Source organism: Cohnella cholangitidis (assembly GCF_014107495.1).
Taxonomy (GTDB): Bacteria; Bacillota; Bacilli; order Paenibacillales; family Paenibacillaceae; genus Cohnella; species Cohnella cholangitidis.
Genome location: NZ_CP041969.1, coordinates 751,986 through 771,621, shown reverse-complemented (window position 1 = coordinate 771,621; position 19,636 = coordinate 751,986). Strand labels below are relative to the sequence as shown.

The following is a 19,636-nucleotide window of genomic DNA, read 5'->3' as shown; positions in this document are numbered from 1 at the left end:
ATCGTCTTGTCGAAACGTAGTAAGAGTATATTGGCTAATAATTTCGTAGGAGGAATGGAATTGAGCGTAATTCATCCAAACCGCCAAAAACCCGCAAGATGGACCGGAGCGGCCAGACGTGCCTTACTGTTGCTCCTAATGGTAATCCCTTTGCTCGGCGTCGCCGCCGGAAGCGTTAGCGCCGCGGAAGACACGTCGGCGGGGTCCGTGTACGTGATCCCCGTGCAACAAACGGTGCAAAGCGGACTGGCTTCCTTCCTGGATCGCGCGTTAACGGAAGCCGAGGAGGCCAAAGCCTCTCTCGTCGTGCTCGACATCGATACGCCGGGCGGACGATTGGATACCGCGGAGGAAATCGGAAAGCGCATTCGGGAAGCCGCCGTCCCGACCGTAGCGTTCGTCAGCGGCAAAGCCGCGTCGGCAGGGGCGTATCTCTCCTTGAACGCGGGAGATATCGCCATGGCGCCAGGTACGACGATCGGGGCGGCGATGATCGTAGACGGCTCCGGCAACGCGGTGGACAATCCTAAGCTCGTATCTTTCTGGAGAGCGGAAATGGTTGCCGCGGCGGAGTTAAACGGTCGCAATCCGGATATCGCGATCGGCATGGTTGACCCCAACTCGGTCGTCGAGATGTCGGCAATCGGCGAAAGGAAAGAGAAAGGCCATATTATTTCTTTAAGCGCGGAGAATGCATTGAAGGTCGGATACGCGGATAAGCTGGCCAAGAACGCGGAGGAAGTCATCGCTTGGAAAGGCTTGTCCGACCGAGCGGTCATCGAATTCAATCCCTCGTTCGCGGAACGGGTATCCGCTGCCGTCACGAGTCCGGGAATCGCGACTTTGGTGCTCATTATCGGGATAGCGGGCATTGCTATCGAATTTTTAGTTCCGGGCTTCGGAGTGCCGGGAGTAATCGGCCTTCTCTCCTTCGGACTTTACTTTTTCGGCCAGTCCATCGCGGGATTCGCCGGAATGGAAGCGCTGGTCGTTTTCCTGGTCGGAATCGGGCTGCTCGTCTTGGAGGTGTTCATTCCTAGCTTCGGCATTCTAGGCATACTAGGTATCGCAGCGTTGATTTTGGGCATAACGATGGGCGCCTACGACACGGGCAACGCGCTTCAATCGCTTGGAATCGCCGTTCTGGTGGCTGCGGTAATCGTCGCCGTATTCGTCTATATTTTCCGCAAGCGGGGGATCTGGAACCGGTTTATTCTTAAAGATCAATTGACTTCGGACAAGGGATACGTTCCTCAGCTTTCCCGCCAGAAATGGGTTGGCCAAGAGGGGGTAACGACTTCAATGCTTCGCCCTTCGGGGGTTGCGGAAATCGATGGGCAGCGTCTTGATGTCATTACTTCGGGCGAATTCATCGAAAACGGCAAGCCGATTCGGGTCGTGTCCGTGGACGGAACCCGTATTCTTGTAAAGGAGATATAAGTGCGATTGCCGAATGTATTAAGAGTACGTAAATGAAATTGGCAATAAACTATAATTGTCGGAGGTACAAAATGGATAACATGGATATTCAGTTATTGGTCATTATCGCGGTTGCCGTTATCGCGATATCGGTGTTCTTGAGTTTCTTTCCTTTCATGCTTTGGATTTCAGCCTTGGCGTCGGGCGTTAGAATCAGCATTATCACATTGGTCGCCATGCGGCTGCGTCGCGTCGTTCCTAGCCGGATCGTGAACCCGATGATCAAGGCGACTAAGGCCGGATTAGGATTAAACATTAATCAGCTCGAGAGCCATTTCTTGGCCGGAGGCAACGTGGATCGCGTCGTCAATGCGCTTATCGCCGCGCAACGCGCTGACATCCCTCTCGTGTTCGAACGCGCGGCTGCCATCGACTTGGCGGGTCGGGACGTATTGCAGGCGGTGCAAATGAGCGTCAACCCGAAAGTCATAGAAACGCCGGTCGTTTCCGCGGTTGCCAAGAACGGGATCGAAGTTAAAGTCAAAGCCCGCGTTACGGTACGCGCGAACATTGATCGGTTGGTCGGGGGAGCAGGGGAAGAAACGATTCTCGCCCGCGTAGCGGAGGGGATCGTCAGTACGAACGGCGCATCGGAATCCCACAAGGACGTTCTGGAAAATCCCGATCTCATTTCCAAAACCGTTCTCAGCAAAGGGTTGGATGCGGGAACCGCATTCGAGATTCTCTCAATCGATATCGCCGACGTAGACGTGGGCAAGAACATCGGCGCCCATCTGCAGACGGAACAAGCGGAAGCCGATAAGCGGATCGCCCAAGCGAAGGCGGAAGAACGCCGCGCGATGGCGGTAGCCCAAGAACAGGAAATGAAAGCTCGCGTAGTCGAGATGCAAGCCAAGGTTGTCGAGGCGGAATCCGAAGTTCCGCTGGCGATGGCGGAAGCGTTGAAATCGGGCAAGCTCGGCGTCATGGATTACATGAACCTGAAAAATATCGAAGCCGATACGCAGATGCGCGGTTCCATCGGCAAACAAAACGACTCGTTAGGCGGCAGCGGCAATCAGAAGCCATGAGTTAAGGCAAGAGGGGGAATGAACGGTGGAGGAACTGATCTCGTTCCTGACGAATAATTTTCACTTCGTCATCATTGCGATCGGCATTATTTACTCGCTGTTTTTCCGCAAATCCCAGCAAGAGCAACGGCGTCCTAACCGGATGCCGGACTTCGGGGGCGGTAATCAGCGGACGGAGCAGCCTAAGCGGGCGGAACCCCGCGCGCCTGCGCCTCAACGGGAGCAAACGATTCGGGCGGAATCCAGGCGATCGGCATCGCGCCCCGCTACGATCGGGAGAGTATCGACGCGGATAATGCCTATGCGATCGACGAACCGGCAGTTCGACCGGAGAGCAGTGCCCGCGCTAATCCGATAGAAGCTTCCGTTACAGGGAATACGGGGGCCTCGGATAGCTCCCGCGGGCTTGCGGGCTCGGATCTGACGCGCGCAGTCATGTGGGCGGAGATCCTTGGTCCGCCGAGGGCGCGCAAGCCTTTTCGAAGATAGTGGATCGATCGTCCATAGTAGCGATTTCGCAAGCGGGTCCTTCGGGGCCTGCTTTTTTGTTGTCGTTCGGTCGGAGTACGAATCCCGGCTTGGCCGATCCTCGCATCATAAGGCGAGCATATCGCGCATATGTTTAACGTATAGGAGGGAGGACCGCCCAATGATGCGTGTAAGTCGGAAGCTGCGCAAATGGACCGCAACGATTCTCGACCTGCCGCAGGATGTGGTGCTGGACTTGCCGCGCATCACGATGATCGGGGGCCTTCAGGTTACGGTGGAAAACCACCGCGGTATCCTCCATTTTTCACCGGACGTCCTTCGGCTGGCGATGGATAACGGAATCATGGAGGTTACGGGCCAGGATTTGATAATCCGGAATATCGGGGCAGAGGAAGTTTTCGTTGAAGGAAAAATCATGGGCGTCCAACTGCACGCGAAAGGAAAGCCGTCCGGTTGATGCCCGAACGACGTTCGTATCCAATAGGCCGCCGTCCTGAAAGCAACTGGTTCTGCGATGCCGAGCGCCCGCGCGAAGTTGCCTAGGTGACGGCGAAGCCTTTTAATCGGTCGGGACAAGCCTTAATGCGGGAGGAGAACAAGAATGAAAGGAACTTGGGTAGCGACGCTACGCGGTTATGTTTGGGTCAAGCTCATCGGGGGGGAAGCCGAAGCGTTCCTTAACGCGGCGACCAAGGAACAGGTTCCTCTATGGAACATCTCTTACAACCGCGCGGGAGAATTGAATTTCGGAGTATCGGTTCCGGATTTTTTCCGCCTTCGCCCGTTGCTGCGGGAGAGCGGGAGCCGAACGCGGATCCTATCCCGCCACGGGTTGCCTTTTCGAATGGCGCGGCTTGCGAGAAGAAAAACATTCGCCGGCGGCATGCTCGCATTCGTGGCCGCGTTATTTCTATTGTCCACGCTGGTATGGGATGTTCGGGTAGAAGGAAACTCCGCGATTCCGGAGGAAAAAATACGGCAGGCTGCAAAAGAAGAAGGAATATTCGAGTATCAGTGGTCGTTCCGCCTACAGGATGCGGCTTCCTTGTCGCAGCGCTTGGCGCTGCGCTTGCCCGAAGCGGCATGGGTCGGAGTGGACAGACGGGGGACTTCGATCTCCATCACGGTTATCGATTCCACCAAGCCCGAGAAGCTGACGCTGGAAGGTCCAAGGCATCTCGTAGCGAAGACGGATGCCGTAGTCACGCGAATCATTGCCGAGAACGGGCGGCCTAAGGTAGAACGCAACGACCGGGTTCGCAAAGGCGATATTCTGATTTCGGGTATTATAGGGGATGAGCAGCGGAATAAAGCGGTCGTGTCGAAAGGAAAGGTCATGGGCTTGGTATGGCATGAATACCGGATCGAGTCCCCTCTCGTTACGAAATCCAAAAACCTGACGGGCGCCGCCCAAGAGCGCTCCTATTTGATCATCGGCAATAGGGCCTTGCAAATATCGGGATATGGCGAGCCATCCTACGAAAATTCGCAAACGCGCACGTCCGTGCATCGGGCGCAGCTGTGGAAGAAACTAATGCCATTCGGAACGATGAAAGAGCATGAGCTTGAAGTGATCGAAATCGAGAAAAAAAGAACTCCCGCCGAAGCGAAGGAAGCCGGATTGGCGCAAGCGCGCGCCGAAATGCTGGCCAAAGCGGGTAAAGATGCGGTCATTAAAGCCGAAAACATTTTGCATGAACAAACCGAGAATGGTAAAGTGTTGTTAACCGTTCTTTTTGAAGTGGAACAATCTATCGCAATCGAACGTCCAATAGGATAAGTTAGGATAAGCAGCAATCGATCAGGGGGAATGAGGCTTTTTGACGGAATTGAAAGAATATACGACTATCCCGTTACGCAATGCGGCCGAAGGCTTGGCTCTGTTCGGTCCGCAAGATAAGTTCCTAAGACTAATCGAGAAGGAAACCGTGTCGCTTATCCATTCCAGAGACGCGGAAATCTATATCGAAGGACCCGCGGACGAAGTCCGCTCCCTTCAGCAATTGTTCGACACGCTCATCCAACTCGTTCAGAGCGGGCTGCAATTAAACGAACGAGACGTCCGCTACGCGTTGGAACTGTCCCGCGAGATGAAAGCGGACGAGCTGCTGAGCTTGTTCAAGGGCGAGATCACTTCGACCTTCCGGGGCAAGCCGGTTATTCCGAAGACGCTAGGACAGCGGCACTACGTGACGACGATCAGAAAAAAAGACATCGTATTCGGCATTGGGCCAGCAGGAACGGGCAAGACGTATTTGGCGGTCATGTGCGCGGTCGCGGCGCTTAAGGAAGGCAGAGTGAAGAGGATCCTGCTTACGCGTCCGGCCGTCGAAGCGGGAGAGAGCCTCGGTTTCTTGCCGGGCGACCTGCAGGAGAAGGTCGATCCATACTTGCGACCTCTGTACGATGCGCTGAACGACGCGCTCGGGCTGGAAGGAGTCGCGAAAGCGATGGAACGCGGACAGATCGAAATCGCGCCGCTGGCTTACATGAGGGGACGGACGTTGGACGATTCCTTCGTCATCTTGGACGAAGCGCAGAATACGACTCCGGAGCAAATGAAGATGTTCCTGACCCGCCTAGGTTTCGGATCGCGGATGGTCATTACGGGAGACGTAACCCAGATCGACCTTCCGAAAGGGAAAAAATCCGGGTTGATCGAAGCCGAACGCATTTTGCGGGATATCGAGGAAATCGGCATGGTGAGCTTCACCGACCAGGACGTCGTAAGGCATGCCCTCGTGCAGAAAATCATCTTGGCCTACAACGCGCACAGCGAACAACAACAATAATCATAAGGGAGGGGAGCGCCGGATGAGTCGGAAAATCAGCGGCCAACCAAGCAATCCGCTTACCTTATCAGGGGCAGCGGCAGGATGGAAGCATAGCGCAGCGATGCGCTGGCTCCTGCTCCTGCTTTTTGTATTTTTGTTTTATTTCAGCATTTCGCCCCGGCTCGTACCGGAGACGTACGATATTACGCTGAATGGCAAAAGCGATAAGGATATTAAAGCTCCGCGGCAGGAGCTGGACGAAAAGGCGACATTGAAGGCGCAGGAGGAAGCCGCGGAGAAGGTCGGCCCGATGTATTCGATCGTGGTGATGCGCAACGAATCCTTGATCAACGAGATTTTCTCGAGAATCGAAGAATTGAATCTGGACGATCAGATTACGGAAACCGACAAAGTCGATATTTACCGGCGCGTCATTCCGGAGCGCGTCGACCAGTATATCGCGACTTTCGTCAAAGCGAACAAGGGATCGGAAACTTATTCCGAAGGCTTGCTGGAGGAGATGCAGCAGGTCGTGCTGTCGCAGAAATATTCGATACCCGAGGAAACGTTCTACAAGATCCCCCGCTTGACGCAAGATCAGCTGACCGAGATGCGCAAGGTCGGGTGGGACGTCGTCCGCAAGCTGACGGGGGAATCGCTAACCCAAGCGGAGACGGGAAGGACGAAGGTCGCGGAGCTCGTTAACGCAAGCTCGTTGTCGCTCAAGACGGAACGCGAAATCGTGCAGGAATTGGCGCGTCTGGCCATTCTGCCGAACAAATTTTACGACAAGAAAGCGACCGAGGACGCCAAGGTCGAAGCGAAGCAAAATACGCCTCCCGTCATGATCAAGCAAGGAGACGTCGTCGTGAAGGCGGGACAAGTCATCACGGAAAGCATCTACGAGAAGTTGGACTCGCTAGGACTTCTTCAGGAGCGCAAAAGCTATTTGCCGCAGCTCGGCGTTCTGCTGTTCTCTGTCATTTTCACGTTGGCCTTATACGGATACGTCGAGTTAACCTCCGCGGCTTCCGCCAAAAAGCGGACGAACGTGGATTGGGTCATGCTGCTGCTGATCTTCGCGCTGAACATCCTAATGATGCATCTCGTTGCGTTAACTCACAGTTCGGAATGGCCTTTCGTCGGCTATTTAGCCCCGATAGCGATGGGGAGCATGCTCGTAACGCTGCTGCTCGATTTGCATCTCGGGCTGGTCAGCTCCTTCTTGTTCACCCTGCTCGCCAGCCTCATTCTGAACGTGGAGCAGGAGCATATTTTCGATTTCCATTACGGGTTCGTGGCAGCCGTCGTTTCCTTTACCGCGGTTCTGGCGATACACAAGGCGAGCCAGCGATCTTCGATTCTGAAGGCGGGGATCATGGTCAGCCTGTTCGGTTCCGTCGCCGTGCTTGCCCTGATGCTGGTCAATCCGGAGCCGAACCGGACGCAGCTCGTTCAATCGGTCATCTTCATGTTCTCCAGCGGGTTGTTGACGGCTGTGCTCGTCATCGGATTGATGCCTTTCTTCGAGGTTACGTTCGGGATATTGTCCGCGCTTAAGCTCGTCGAGCTATCCAATCCGAATCATCCTTTGCTGCGTAAATTGCTTACCGAGACGCCGGGCACTTACCACCACAGCTTGATGGTCGGCAACCTGTCGGAGGCCGCCGCGGAATCCGTAGGGGCGAACGGGCTGTTATGCCGAGTCGGTTCGTTCTATCACGACGTCGGCAAAACGAAAAGGCCGTTATATTTTATCGAGAACCAAAGCGCTTCCGGCAATCCGCACGACAAGCTCGATCCCAAAGTAAGCGCGTCGATCATAATCGCGCATGCGAAAGACGGAGCGGATATGCTTAAAGCGCATAAGCTGCCCAAGCCGATACGGGATATCGCCGAACAGCACCACGGATCGACTTTCTTGAAATATTTTTATTACAAAGCGGTCAAGCAAGCGCAAGAGCAAGAGACGGAGATCGATTTTACCGAGGATGATTACCGTTACCCGGGCCCTAAGGCGCAATCGAAGGAAGCCGCGATCGTCGGGATCGCGGATTGCGTGGAAGCGGCCGTGCGGTCTCTGAATCACCCTAAGGTAGAACAGATCGAAGACATGATCGGCAAAATCATCAAAGACCGTCTGGACGACAATCAATTCAACGAATGCGACCTGACGCTAAGGGAATTGGACAAAATCGCGGAAACGCTCAAGGAAACGGTAATCGGGATGTTCCATTCCCGGATCGAGTATCCCGACGACAAAGAACTGAAAAAAATGAAGGAAGTAAAGGAGATCAAAGCATGACGTTAAGCTTGGAATGGATCGACGAGCGCGAAGGCGGAGCGGGCGAGCGCGAAGAGAAATGGATGGACTTGCTGGAGAAGCTGCTTCTTATCGCGGGAGAGAAGGAGGAAGTCGAGGACGGCATCGTTACGCTCACGCTGACGGACGACGAAGGCATTCGCGAGCTGAATCGGCAGTATCGCGGACTGGACAAGCCGACGGACGTGCTTTCCTTCTCCCTGATCGAAGGGGAAGAACCGGATATCCAATATAACGATGAATACGAGGCTTCCGAAGAAGGGGACGAGGAGTGGAAGGACGAAGAGAAAGCGGCCAATCCGTTCTCCGATTTGCTCGGGGATATCGTCATATCCGTTCCTAGAGCCGAGGCGCAAGCGGAAGATTACGGACATAGCTTCGAGCGGGAGCTCGGTTTCCTGTTCGTGCACGGCTTTCTGCATTTGATCGGATACGATCACGGCGATGAAGAGCAAGAGCGCGAAATGTTCGCCAAACAAGAAGAAGTATTGAAAGAGGCAGGACTGACAAGGTGAGCGGCTGGCTTCCCCGGGAGATCAAATCGTTCCGGAATTCGGTTTCGGGCATCGCCGAAGCGCTGCGGAGCGAACGGCACATGCAATTCCATCTGGCGGCTACGGTCGCGGTCGTCGTCCTTGCGGCGTGGTTGAAGGTTGCCCGTATAGACTGGTTATGGCTGCTTGCCGCGATAACCGGAGTGTGGGTATCGGAACTGATCAATACTTCGATCGAGAGAACGATCGACCGGATTTCCTCGGAACCGCACCCGCTCGCCAAAACGGCCAAGGACGCGGCTGCAGGCGCCGTGCTCGTGGCGGCGTTATTCGCGGCGGCAGTCGGAGCGATCGTGTTAGGTCCGCCTTTGTGGGAAGCTTGTTTTCGTTAAAACTATTCATTTGATGGACGACTTGGAGGAATCCTAATGAGCGGTATCGGTCTTTCCTATTCGATAGAGCAGTTATTGGAAGCGGCTAAAGAGGCTCGTTCCCGGGCCTACGTGCCTTATTCCGGATTCGCGGTCGGCGCGATCGCGGTCGATGCTCAAGATCGGCTGCATCATGGCTGCAACGTCGAGAATGCGGCTTACGGGCCGACCAATTGCGCGGAGAGGACGGCATTGTTTCGCGCGATCGCCGACGGCAACAAGGCCGGGCAATTCAAAGCCGTAGCCGTCATCGGCGAGACGGATCATCCGATTACGCCATGCGGCGTATGCCGTCAGGTGCTGGCGGAGCTATGCGAACCCGATATGCCCGTCGTTCTCGGCAACATGAAGGGCGACTACAGGGTGACGACCGTGGCCGAATTGCTTCCCGGCGCATTCACTTCGCGGGATTTGAACAAATAGGATTTAATGCAGTTGATGTGACCTAAGGAACATTAAGGAGATTGGCAGCTATGCAAAAGAAAGGCTTCAAATCAGGATTCGTAGCGATCGTCGGCCGTCCGAACGCGGGCAAATCGACGCTGATGAACCAAGTAATCGGCCAGAAAATCGCGATTATGTCGGATAAACCTCAGACGACGCGCAACAAAATCCACGGCGTATATACGACGGACGACGTGCAAATCGTGTTTCTCGATACGCCGGGAATTACGAAACCGAATTCAAAGCTTGGCAATTACATGCTTAAGGCCGCGGAAAGCGCCTTGAACGAAGTCGAAGCGATCTTGTTTCTGACGGACGTAACGGAGCCGATAGGAGGCGGGGATCGCTATATTATCGAGCAGCTTAAGAAAGTCAAAGATACGCCGGTCTTTCTCGTGCTTAACAAGATCGATAAGATTCACCCCGACGAGATGCTGCCGGTTATCGATAAATACAGCAAGCTGATGAACTTCGCCGAAGTCGTGCCGGTATCGGCGCTGAACGGGAACAACGTGAATGCATTGCTGGAACAAGTGGCGAAATATTTGGATGAAGGCCCGATGTATTACCCGGCCGATCAAATTACCGATCATCCCGAGCAGTTCGTGTGCGCGGAGTTAATCCGGGAGAAACTCCTTCAGCTGACGCGGGAAGAAGTTCCCCACTCCATCGCCGTCGAGATCGAGAGCATGAGCGTGGCGGATAACGGTCTCGTGAACATCGGCGCGGTCATCTTCGTCGAACGGGATTCCCAGAAGGGAATTATCATCGGCAAAAGCGGAGCGCTTCTGAAGGAAGTGGGCAAGCTGGCCCGGCTGGATATGGAGAAACTGCTCGGCTCGAAAATTTTCTTGGAGCTATGGGTTAAGGTAAACAAAGATTGGCGCAACCGCGAGTCGATGCTCAAAACGCTTGGTTACCGCAATGAATAGCTGATCGTCGCGAAAATCGCCTTGTGCAAAAAGTGTCAGGCATACCGCAGCCGTTCCCGAGACATCCTAATCCTCGAAAGTGCAATTCATTTTCGACCGGAGAGGATGGGGCGCTGTGCGGGATTTCACGTGGCACGTGTTTACGCAAACCGGCGATATCGAAGCTTATTTGCTTTATAAAGAAGTGCACAATCTCGGAGCTTCCGAACTCGGAACCGATACGGATGCCGATACCGAGGAAGGTTATGCTGCGGACGAGGAATGAGTGCCGATGTTATACCGAGTGGAAGGGCTAGTCATCCGAAGCACCGATTACGGAGAAGGAAATAAAATCGTTACCCTGCTTACGCCGTCGTACGGGAAGCAGGGTATTATCGTGCGCGGAGCGAAAAAGCTGAAGAGCAGGTACGGGGCTTTGGCCCAACTTTTTACATACGGGGATTATTCTTATTATAAATCCGGAACGTTAGGGACGTTGAATAGCGGCGAAATTCTCGAGTCGTTCCAGGAGTTGCGGGAAGGGCTTGAAGGTCCCGCGTACGCGGCTTACGCGGCGGAACTGACGGATCGGGCGATCAACGATGACGAAGCGGCTGCTTATTTGTTTCACCAATTGAAAGCTTGCCAGAGCGCGCTTGCGGGAGGGAAAGACCCGCAGGTCGTACTGAGGGCTTATGAGATGAAGATAATTGCTGCCGCCGGATACGCGCCCATGCTGGATGAATGCGTCAGCTGCGGCAACGATGGAGGTCCGTTCCGCTTCAGCTCGGTTGGCGGAGGCGCGTTATGCTCCCGATGCTGGCATAGGGATACTGCGGCATTGGAGCTGGAGGATGCCGTCTGGAAGCTATTGCGAGTGTTCCTGGCGTTGGATTTGCGCCGATTGGGGAACATTGCCGTCAAGCCGAGCACGAAACGTCAATTGCAGCTTGCCTTGCGAAGATGGATGGATACGCACTTGAATTTGAATTTGAAGTCCCGCGGCTTCCTCGATCAATGGGAGAAATACGGAGATCTGCTAGGCGAGCAAAGAAGACGCCCGGAGCCGCCGCCGCAGAATGGCGACGCAGGAGACGGAACGGTTTGACAGTCCGCGCCGCAGTAAGGTAGAATGGCATCATAATCTTTTTTCTCTGCGAAGGAGAAGAGTAACCGAACACCGTGAGCAGCAGCGAGCCGGGGAGAGTGCAAGCCCGGAGTTACGGATCGGCGAAGGCGCTCTGGAGAGAATCGCGACAATGAGGAGGGTATCCTTCGGCGAAGCGGCGCTAGCAGCCGTCACCGGAAGGAAACCAAGTAGGGTGGAACCGCGGGAATGTTCAGCTCCCGTCCCTATGTCTGCCAAGGCAGACGTGGGACGGGGGCTTTTTATTATGAGCAGCAATGCCAAAGGAGCGAATAACGAATGAACTTTCAACAAATGACGTTGACGCTGCAGCAGTTCTGGGCAGAACAGAATTGCATCGTCGTGCAGCCTTATGACACGGAGAAAGGCGCGGGAACGATGAACCCGATGACTTTCCTTCGCGCGATCGGACCGGAACCTTGGAACGTTGCGTATGTAGAGCCGTCCAGAAGACCGGCAGACGGCCGTTACGGCGAGAATCCGAACCGGCTTTATCAGCATCACCAGTTCCAAGTCATTATGAAACCGTCGCCGGATAACATCCAGGAGCTTTATTTGGAAAGTTTGAAGAAGCTCGGCATCGATCCGTTGCATCACGATATTCGTTTCGTCGAAGATAACTGGGAGTCTCCGACGCTCGGCGCATGGGGACTCGGTTGGGAAGTCTGGCTCGACGGAATGGAAATTACCCAATTTACGTATTTCCAACAAGTCGGGGGAATCGATTGCCATCCGGTTGCGGTAGAAATTACGTACGGGATGGAACGGTTGGCCTCGTACATTCAAGACAAAGAAAACGTATTCGACTTGGAATGGGTACAAGGCGTTTCGTACGGCGACGTGTTCAAACAGCCGGAATTCGAGCATTCCAAATATACGTTCGAAGTGTCGGACGCGGCGATGCTGTTCCAATTGTTCTCGACGTACGAGAGCGAAGCCAAGCGCGCGATGGACGTTAACCTAGTTTTCCCCGCTTACGACTACGTGTTGAAGTGTTCCCATGCGTTCAACCTATTGGACGCTAGAGGGGCAATCAGCGTAACGGAAAGAACGGGCTACATTACGCGGGTACGCAATTTGGCCAGACAGGTTGCGGCTACTTATTTGCAGGAACGCGAGCGGCTGGAATTCCCGCTGCTGAAGAAGGGAGCGGTGAACAATGGCTAGAGATTTGCTATTGGAGATCGGATTGGAAGAAGTGCCCGCTCGATTCGTTCGGGGCGCAATGGACCAACTGAAGGAAAAGACCGAAAAATGGCTGGCGGACAGCCGTTTGGACTATAACGAAGTTAAAACTTACGCGACGCCGCGCAGGTTAGCGGTTCATATCATCGGCCTCGCGGATAAGCAAACGGATATTAGCGAGGAAGTCAAAGGCCCTTCCCGTAAAATCGCATACGACGAGAACGGAGCGCTTAGCAAACCGGCTCAAGGATTCGCGCGCAGCCAAGGCGTAGATCCCGAATCTTTGTTCATTCGCGAATTGGCGGGCGTCGAGTACGTTTACGCCAAGAAGAGCAGTCTAGGCGTCGAGACGGCATCTTTGCTCCCGGACGCGTTGCCGGCGTTAGTTACGTCGTTGACCTTCCCTAAAAATATGAGATGGGGAAATTACGAGCTGCGGTATGTACGTCCGATCCGTTGGCTGATTGCCCTACATGGAAAGGAAATCGTTCCTTTCGAAATTACGGGAGTGTCGACCGGCAACGTCACGAGGGGGCACCGATTCCTCGGAGAGGATACCGTCGTCGAGGAACCGAAGCTTTATGTCGAGAGATTGCGCGCGCAGAACGTGATCGTCGACGTTGCGGAACGCGAGAAAGCCATTGTAGCGGGCATTCAAAGCTTATCCGCGGAACGCGGTTGGAATATCGCCGTAAAGGAAGACTTGCTCGAAGAAGTATTGTTCCTCGTGGAGACGCCGACGGTTCTAACGGGCTCATTCGATCCGGCATTCCTGCAAATTCCGCAAGAGGTGCTCATCACTTCGATGCGCGAGCATCAGCGCTATTTCCCGGTATTAGACGGAGAAGGCCGATTGCTTCCGCACTTCGTCACGGTGCGCAACGGGGATAACGCGTCTCTTGACGTCGTATCCAGAGGCAACGAGAAAGTGCTTCGCGCTCGTCTGTCCGACGCGAAGTTCTTCTACGAGGAAGATAAGAAGCTAGTCATTAACGATGCGCTGGCGAAGCTTGAGAATATCGTCTATCACGAGGAACTGGGCACCGTTGCGGATAAAGTCCGCCGGGTTCGGATCGTCGCGGATCGGATCGCGCGGCATTTACGATTGGCACAGGATGATCTCGCCGACGTAAGCCGCACGGCGGACATTTGCAAGTTCGATCTAGTGTCGCAGATGGTATACGAGTTCCCTGAGCTTCAAGGCATCATGGGCGAAGATTATGCCCGCAAAGCCGGAGAGCGGGACAGCGTCGCCCGCGCCATCAATGAACATTACTCGCCTCGCAATGCGGGCGACAAGCCTGCGGCCGGTTTAATCGGCGCCATCGTCGGGATCGCCGACAAGCTGGATACGATCGCGGGATGTTTCTCGATCGGCATTATCCCGACGGGCTCGCAGGATCCTTATGCTCTTCGCAGGCAAGCTGCCGGAATCGTCAATACGCTGCTGGCGCACGAACTGGAAATCACGCTCGCGGAACTGTTCGAGATCGCTCTGGACGTTCATGCGGCCAGAGGATTGAAACGCGAAGCTTACGACATTAACAAAGACATGCAGGAATTTTTCGCGTTGCGGGTTAAGAACGTCCTTTCGGACCAAGCGATTCGGTATGACGTCGTGGATGCCGTGCTCGGGGCTGGCGTTGCGGACGTACGTCGCACGGTGCTTCGCGCCCATGCCTTGCAGGCGGCGAACTCGGAGAGCGGCAAAGCGGAATTCCGTCCGGCCGTAGAAGCTTTTAACCGGGTGTGCAATCTGGCCGCGAAAGCCGACTCCAAGCAAGTGGATGCCAATCTGTTCGCGGATGCGGCGGAAGGCGAGCTGTACGAAGCTTGGCAACAAGCGCACGGCCGTTACTTGACGGCAATAGCCCAAGCTAATATGGATGAAGCTTTATCCGCGCTTTCTTCTCTAAGCGGTCCTGTGGCTGCCTTCTTCGGGGCGGTAATGGTCATGGCGGAGGACGAAGCTTTGCGTCGTAACCGTCTGGCGATCTTGGCGTTAGCGGCGGACGACGTCAAACAATTCGCGAATTTCTCCAAGCTGTCGGGTTGACGATCCAATGGAAGGAGCAGATCTTATGCCGCAAGTTAGCGTGATTGTATATGTGGTTTCCGATTCTGCCGGCGACACGGGAGAGCTTGCGGTACGCGCTGCCGCAGCTCAATTCCATCCGTTATCGGTGCAAATACGCCGCGCGGCGTTCATTCAGACGCGCGAAGGCATAGATTCGGTTCTCGCGGCTGCCCAATCGGATAACAGCATCGTGCTCTATACGTTGGTAATACCTTTCTTGCGCGATTATATGGTTGATCAGTCTAGGAAAATGCAATTGACGGCCATCGATTTGCTCGGTCCGCTCATCGACAATCTGGAGCGCACGCTAGGACACGAATCCCGGCACGAACCCGGTTTGAACCATGTGCTTAACGCGGATTATTTCCGCAAGGTAGAGGCCGTCGAATTCGCGGTTCGCTATGATGACGCTCGCGACGTTACCGGTATCCTCAAAGCGGATATCGTTCTCGTAGGCGTATCGAGAACGTCCAAAACGCCGCTTTCGATGGTGCTCGCCCATAAAACGTTTAAGGTCGCGAACGTGCCGCTGATCCCTGAGCTCGTGCCTCCCAAGGAATTGTATCTCGCTTCTCCGAGCAAGGTAATCGGCTTGACGATCAGCCCGGAAACGCTGAACGCTATTCGCAAAGAGCGACTAAAGGCACTGGGATTGCCCGATTCCGCTCCATATGCGACATCCGAGCGGATCCGCAAGGAATTGGAACACGCGAAGCAAGTCATGGACAAAATCGGGTGCAAGGTGATCGACGTATCGAATAAAGCGGTGGAGGAGACCGCGAGTCTTATACTGGAACACCTGCAAGCTTAACGAAGATGACCTGAATGAATGCCGTATGACGGAGAGAACCGCGAGGTTCTCTTTTAGTTATTATTAGGAACAATAATTCAAAAGGTTTATTTAAAAGGGAATGCGCCGATGATAGCTAAGGAGTAGATCTAATTGCGCGGATCATTAGGATTAATCGGACAAGATTTATAGGTAATAAGATCTAGTGATGAGATGGATGTAGGCTTGCACGGCTAAAATGTGAGCAATTTATGAACGATTTCGGTGCAATCTAGGAGAAATATTACGTTCTAGTGTATTCTGTTTAGCATGTCGTTTGTCGAAAAATGTTGATATGTCGAATGGTTTGCTTCTTTTTCATCCGATAGGCGTTCCCGAAAATGTTTTCAAACGCATATGAAATGGGGAACATAAAATTTGATGGGGTATTGCAGGATTTTCGAATCCCGTTAGCGTATATAATAATACGGCAAACTTTGGGTGAATCGTGTGGTGATGTCGATGATTGTCCAGCGTCATAGGGTTGTGGTGGATGGCGATGCTTGTCCGGTCAAGTCGGAAATTGCCAGAACGGTGAGAAATTGCGGAGCAACCGCGCTCCTTGTTTCGAGCCATGCGCATGTATTGGTGCCGGAGCCGTCCGTTGAAGTCGTCACCGTCGACGCTAGCGATCAATCGGCGGATCTCTATATCGCCAACGTACTAACCAAGAGCGATATTCTGGTCACGGGCGATTATGGATTGGCGGCGTTAGGGTTGGCGCGCGGATCGGCCGTCTTGACGCCAAGAGGCAAGGAAATTCGCGAAGCTGACATCGATGGCTTGCTGGATCAGCGTCATTTCTCGGCCCGGCAACGTCGCGGAGGCATGCGCACGAAGGGACCGAGGGCATTCACCGACGAGGATCGGGATCGGTTTCAACAAAAACTGACAACTCTGTTGCGAGGGTTGCAGGAGAATCCCGACCTATAGCGAATTGTATTACGTGCAAGCAAGCGACCATTGGACAACCTACTTGTTCTTGTCCTCGCGCGCACTGGGAAATAAGGTGAATTCCATGAATTACGGAATGATACCGCAGTCGGTTATCGATGAAGTGTTGAGCCGCCATGAAATTTCCGAAACGGTAGGCAAATACGTTCATCTGACCAAGAACGGTAAATATTTGAAGGGTCTCTGTCCTTTTCATTCCGAGAAAACGCCATCCTTCACCGTTACCCCGGAAAAGCAAATTTTTCATTGCTACGGCTGCGGTAAAGGCGGCAACGTTATTAAATTCGTTATGGAGATGGAGGGGGAAACGTTCCCGGAAGCGGTCAAAGCGCTAGCCGAAGAAGCTGGCATTCCCATTACGTGGACGACCGCTAATCATGAGGAGCCTTCCGCATTCCATAAGGAAAAGAAAATTCTTCATGAAGCCCATGAATACAGCTCGAAATTGTATCATTATCTTTTGCGGAATATGGAAATTGCGAAACCGGCAATGGAGTATTTGTTATCCCGCGGATTTAACGATACGTTGATCGAACAGTTCGGTATCGGCTACGCGCCGCCGAGATGGGATACCCTTACGCAAGCGTTGGAGCGCAAAGGTTACGCGCCTGCGGAAATGGAAGCCGGGGGTTTGTTGTCGCGAAGGCAAGATTCCGACGGTTACGTCGATCGCTTCCGGGATCGCATCATGTTTCCTATTCATGATGCAAGCGGGCAGATCGTCGCATTCGCGGGAAGGTTGCTGTCGGACGGGCAGCCCAAGTACTTGAACTCTCCCGAGACGACTCTTTTCAATAAGAGCAGAACGCTATACCGCTTGCATGAAGCGCGTCCTTCGATACGGCGCACTAGACAGGTCGTTCTTTTCGAAGGTTACGTGGATGTCATTAAAGCATGGTCGGCAGGCGTCCATAACGGAGTGGCGACGATGGGAACCGCGTTGACGAACGAACATGCGGCCGTGTTGAAACGATTCGCTGACGAAGTCATTTTATGCTATGACGGAGATGATGCAGGACAAGCCGCCGCGCACAAGAGCATACCCTTGCTGGAAGAGGCAGGATTCCGCGTTCGGGTAAGCGTGCTGCCGAACCGAATGGATCCGGATGAATACATCACTACCCACGGCGATGAGCCGTTCGTTCGCGAATTCATTGAAGGAGCGGTTTCCGCGGTCAAATTTCAGCTTATATATTTAAGGAAATCCCATATACTCCTAGAAGAAGATGGAAGGATTAGGTATCTGCGCGATGCGGTTCGAATCGTAGCGAGACGAGATTCTCCAACGGAACGGGAGCTGCTGCTGAAGGAGCTTGCCCAAGAGTTCGGCGTATCGCTCGATACGCTGAAGCAGGAAAGCTACGAATTCAGGCAACAGGAGAAATTGGGAAACGCAGGGGATATTCCAGCCGGATCGTGGAATAATGAATGGAATGAAAAGAGATCTGCCTCCAAGAACCCTCCACTGGGAGCCGCGCATGTCAATGCGGAACGCCAACTGCTTTCGTGGATGATGCAGGATAAAGAGACGGCGCTCCTTGTTCAGCAGAAGCTTGGCGAACGTTTTCATGTTGAGGATCACGCGGCTTTAGCTGCTTATTTATATGCTTTTTACGCCCAAAACAATGATCCTGATGTTGGCAGGTTCGTCGCGGTTCTGCAAGACGACCGATTAGAACGCACCGCCAGTGCCATTGCATTAATAGACATTCCGTTTGGCGAGCGGGAACTGGAAGATTGCATCCGTACGATCGGTCGCGCTTCTCTTGCACGGGAAGTGGAACGTTTGACCGAAGAATTAAACCGCGCCCAGCGAGCTGGCGACTATTCACGTGCAACACAAATGGGTATAGAGATTATCGCCCTGGAAAAACAGCGCAAGCAATTTTGATTGCGCGGGTTTCTCAGGGAGGAGGGAGTCGGAAATGGCAAACGATCAACACACCGGACTGGAAACGGAATCGACGCTAGAACAGGTCAAAGCCCAACTGATTGAACAAGGCAAGAAAAAATCTACCTTGACCTATAAAGACATCATGGAGAAGCTGTCGCCATTCGATCAAGATCCGGAGCAAATCGACGAGTTCTTCGAGCAGTTGGCGGATATCGGTATCGAGGTGTCGAACGATCATGACGAATTGGGCCGCGAACGCCATGGACATGGCAGCGGAGAAGAGGAAGAGCGCGACGAATTTAATTTCGACGACGATCTTTCGCTTCCGCCCGGCATCAAAATCAATGATCCCGTTCGGATGTATTTGAAAGAAATCGGCCGTGTCCCCCTTCTGGGAGCGGACGACGAAGTCGAGCTTGCCAAGAAGATCGAAATCGGCGGACCGGACGGAGAAGAAGCGAAAAAAAGGCTGGCGGAAGCCAACCTGCGTCTCGTCGTCAGTATCGCGAAGCGTTACGTTGGACGGGGGATGCTGTTCTTGGATTTGATCCAAGAGGGCAATATGGGCTTGTTGAAAGCCGTCGAGAAGTTCGACCATGACAAGGGCTTTAAATTCAGTACTTACGCGACATGGTGGATCAGACAGGCGATTACTCGCGCGATTGCCGACCAAGCCAGAACGATCCGGATCCCCGTTCATATGGTGGAAACGATCAATAAATTGATTCGCGTCTCGCGTCAATTGCTGCAAGAGCTCGGAAGAGAGCCGACTCCTGAAGAGATTGCGGAACAGATGGAATTAAGCGTAGATAAAGTTCGGGAAATCATGAAAATCGCGCAAGAGCCGGTGTCGCTCGAAACTCCTATCGGCGAAGAAGACGATTCCCACCTTGGCGATTTTATCGAGGACCAAGAAGCGCTGGCTCCGGCGGACGCAGCTGCTTACGAGCTTCTCAAGGAGCAGTTGGAAGACGTTCTGGACACGCTGACCGAACGGGAAGAGAACGTGCTCCGTCTTCGTTTCGGATTGGATGACGGCCGTACGCGCACTCTTGAAGAAGTCGGCAAAGTATTCGGCGTAACCCGTGAACGCATCCGCCAGATCGAAGCCAAGGCTCTGCGGAAACTGCGTCATCCTAGCCGCAGCAAGCGGTTGAAGGATTTCTTGGAATAA

The 19,636-nt window shown here is 53.7% G+C and carries 19 protein-coding genes; all 19 read left to right on the top strand.

Annotation, left to right across the window (positions count from 1 at the left end):
• The first annotated feature begins 60 nt into the window (after nucleotides 1-60).
• Nucleotides 61-1,440: an NfeD family protein gene (locus tag FPL14_RS03895; RefSeq protein ID WP_229263767.1), complete on the top strand. Its 1,380-nt coding sequence runs from the start codon at nucleotides 61-63 to the stop codon at nucleotides 1,438-1,440.
• Between the two features lie 80 nt (nucleotides 1,441-1,520).
• Nucleotides 1,521-2,510, top strand: coding sequence for a flotillin-like protein FloA (floA, locus tag FPL14_RS03890; protein WP_324617921.1), 990 nt, complete (start codon nucleotides 1,521-1,523; stop codon nucleotides 2,508-2,510).
• Nucleotides 2,511-2,535: 25 nt separating this feature from the next.
• Nucleotides 2,536-2,868, top strand: coding sequence for a hypothetical protein (locus FPL14_RS03885; protein WP_182301785.1), 333 nt, complete (start codon nucleotides 2,536-2,538; stop codon nucleotides 2,866-2,868).
• Between the two features lie 291 nt (nucleotides 2,869-3,159).
• Nucleotides 3,160-3,456, top strand: a complete 297-nt coding sequence (yqfC, locus tag FPL14_RS03880) for a sporulation protein YqfC (protein ID WP_182301784.1) — start codon at nucleotides 3,160-3,162, stop codon at nucleotides 3,454-3,456.
• A 144-nt stretch (nucleotides 3,457-3,600) separates the two neighbouring features.
• On the top strand, nucleotides 3,601-4,779 hold the full coding sequence (gene yqfD, locus FPL14_RS03875; RefSeq protein WP_182301783.1) for a sporulation protein YqfD: 1,179 nt from the start codon (nucleotides 3,601-3,603) through the stop codon (nucleotides 4,777-4,779).
• Nucleotides 4,780-4,819: 40 nt separating this feature from the next.
• Complete coding sequence (locus tag FPL14_RS03870) at nucleotides 4,820-5,791, top strand: PhoH family protein (RefSeq protein WP_182301782.1); 972 nt, start codon at nucleotides 4,820-4,822, stop codon at nucleotides 5,789-5,791.
• A 22-nt stretch (nucleotides 5,792-5,813) separates the two neighbouring features.
• Nucleotides 5,814-8,078 carry an HD family phosphohydrolase gene (locus tag FPL14_RS03865; protein WP_182301781.1) on the top strand — a complete coding sequence of 755 codons (2,265 nt, stop codon included), beginning with the start codon at nucleotides 5,814-5,816 and terminating at the stop codon, nucleotides 8,076-8,078.
• Complete coding sequence (gene ybeY, locus FPL14_RS03860; protein WP_182301780.1) at nucleotides 8,075-8,611, top strand: rRNA maturation RNase YbeY; 537 nt, start codon at nucleotides 8,075-8,077, stop codon at nucleotides 8,609-8,611. Before FPL14_RS03865 ends, ybeY begins: the two co-directional genes overlap by 4 nt.
• Nucleotides 8,608-8,982: a diacylglycerol kinase family protein gene (locus FPL14_RS03855; protein WP_229263766.1), complete on the top strand. Its 375-nt coding sequence runs from the start codon at nucleotides 8,608-8,610 to the stop codon at nucleotides 8,980-8,982. The genes ybeY and FPL14_RS03855 overlap by 4 nt, the downstream gene beginning before the upstream one ends.
• A 36-nt stretch (nucleotides 8,983-9,018) precedes the next feature.
• Nucleotides 9,019-9,444: a cytidine deaminase gene (locus tag FPL14_RS03850; RefSeq protein ID WP_182301779.1), complete on the top strand. Its 426-nt coding sequence runs from the start codon at nucleotides 9,019-9,021 to the stop codon at nucleotides 9,442-9,444.
• A gap of 50 nt (nucleotides 9,445-9,494) precedes the next feature.
• Nucleotides 9,495-10,397, top strand: a complete 903-nt coding sequence (gene era / locus FPL14_RS03845) for a GTPase Era (protein WP_182301778.1) — start codon at nucleotides 9,495-9,497, stop codon at nucleotides 10,395-10,397.
• A 115-nt stretch (nucleotides 10,398-10,512) separates the two neighbouring features.
• Nucleotides 10,513-10,662, top strand: coding sequence for a YqzL family protein (locus FPL14_RS03840; RefSeq protein WP_182301777.1), 150 nt, complete (start codon nucleotides 10,513-10,515; stop codon nucleotides 10,660-10,662).
• Between the two features lie 6 nt (nucleotides 10,663-10,668).
• Nucleotides 10,669-11,484, top strand: a complete 816-nt coding sequence (recO, locus tag FPL14_RS03835) for a DNA repair protein RecO (RefSeq protein WP_182303833.1) — start codon at nucleotides 10,669-10,671, stop codon at nucleotides 11,482-11,484.
• A 318-nt stretch (nucleotides 11,485-11,802) separates the two neighbouring features.
• Nucleotides 11,803-12,690: a glycine--tRNA ligase subunit alpha gene (gene glyQ / locus FPL14_RS03830; RefSeq protein ID WP_182301776.1), complete on the top strand. Its 888-nt coding sequence runs from the start codon at nucleotides 11,803-11,805 to the stop codon at nucleotides 12,688-12,690.
• A complete protein-coding gene (gene glyS, locus FPL14_RS03825; RefSeq protein WP_182301775.1) occupies nucleotides 12,683-14,764 on the top strand; it encodes a glycine--tRNA ligase subunit beta in 2,082 nt (693 codons plus the stop codon). Before glyQ ends, glyS begins: the two co-directional genes overlap by 8 nt.
• 25 nt (nucleotides 14,765-14,789) lie before the next feature.
• Nucleotides 14,790-15,596 (top strand): pyruvate, water dikinase regulatory protein, encoded by an 807-nt coding sequence (locus tag FPL14_RS03820; RefSeq protein ID WP_182301774.1) that lies wholly within the window; start codon nucleotides 14,790-14,792, stop codon nucleotides 15,594-15,596.
• Between the two features lie 480 nt (nucleotides 15,597-16,076).
• Nucleotides 16,077-16,547, top strand: a complete 471-nt coding sequence (locus tag FPL14_RS03815; RefSeq protein ID WP_182303832.1) for a YaiI/YqxD family protein — start codon at nucleotides 16,077-16,079, stop codon at nucleotides 16,545-16,547.
• Nucleotides 16,548-16,632: 85 nt separating this feature from the next.
• Complete coding sequence (gene dnaG / locus FPL14_RS03810; protein WP_182301773.1) at nucleotides 16,633-18,459, top strand: DNA primase; 1,827 nt, start codon at nucleotides 16,633-16,635, stop codon at nucleotides 18,457-18,459.
• Nucleotides 18,460-18,493: 34 nt separating this feature from the next.
• On the top strand, nucleotides 18,494-19,636 hold the full coding sequence (gene rpoD / locus FPL14_RS03805; protein WP_169279922.1) for an RNA polymerase sigma factor RpoD: 1,143 nt from the start codon (nucleotides 18,494-18,496) through the stop codon (nucleotides 19,634-19,636).

Bases quoted from the DNA above. Each gene is read 5' to 3' on its own strand.
- floA (WP_324617921.1), top strand. From the start codon at position 1,521: ATGGATATTCAGTTATTGGTCATTATCGCGGTTGCCGTTATCGCGATA.
- yqfD (WP_182301783.1), top strand. From the start codon at position 3,601: ATGAAAGGAACTTGGGTAGCGACGCTACGCGGTTATGTTTGGGTCAAG.
- dnaG (WP_182301773.1), top strand. From the start codon at position 16,633: ATGAATTACGGAATGATACCGCAGTCGGTTATCGATGAAGTGTTGAGC.
- glyS (WP_182301775.1), top strand. From the start codon at position 12,683: ATGGCTAGAGATTTGCTATTGGAGATCGGATTGGAAGAAGTGCCCGCT.
- yqfC (WP_182301784.1), top strand. From the start codon at position 3,160: ATGATGCGTGTAAGTCGGAAGCTGCGCAAATGGACCGCAACGATTCTC.
- era (WP_182301778.1), top strand. From the start codon at position 9,495: ATGCAAAAGAAAGGCTTCAAATCAGGATTCGTAGCGATCGTCGGCCGT.
- FPL14_RS03865 (WP_182301781.1), top strand. From the start codon at position 5,814: ATGAGTCGGAAAATCAGCGGCCAACCAAGCAATCCGCTTACCTTATCA.
- rpoD (WP_169279922.1), top strand. From the start codon at position 18,494: ATGGCAAACGATCAACACACCGGACTGGAAACGGAATCGACGCTAGAA.
- FPL14_RS03820 (WP_182301774.1), top strand. From the start codon at position 14,790: ATGCCGCAAGTTAGCGTGATTGTATATGTGGTTTCCGATTCTGCCGGC.
- FPL14_RS03850 (WP_182301779.1), top strand. From the start codon at position 9,019: ATGAGCGGTATCGGTCTTTCCTATTCGATAGAGCAGTTATTGGAAGCG.
- FPL14_RS03815 (WP_182303832.1), top strand. From the start codon at position 16,077: ATGATTGTCCAGCGTCATAGGGTTGTGGTGGATGGCGATGCTTGTCCG.
- ybeY (WP_182301780.1), top strand. From the start codon at position 8,075: ATGACGTTAAGCTTGGAATGGATCGACGAGCGCGAAGGCGGAGCGGGC.
- recO (WP_182303833.1), top strand. From the start codon at position 10,669: ATGTTATACCGAGTGGAAGGGCTAGTCATCCGAAGCACCGATTACGGA.
- glyQ (WP_182301776.1), top strand. From the start codon at position 11,803: ATGAACTTTCAACAAATGACGTTGACGCTGCAGCAGTTCTGGGCAGAA.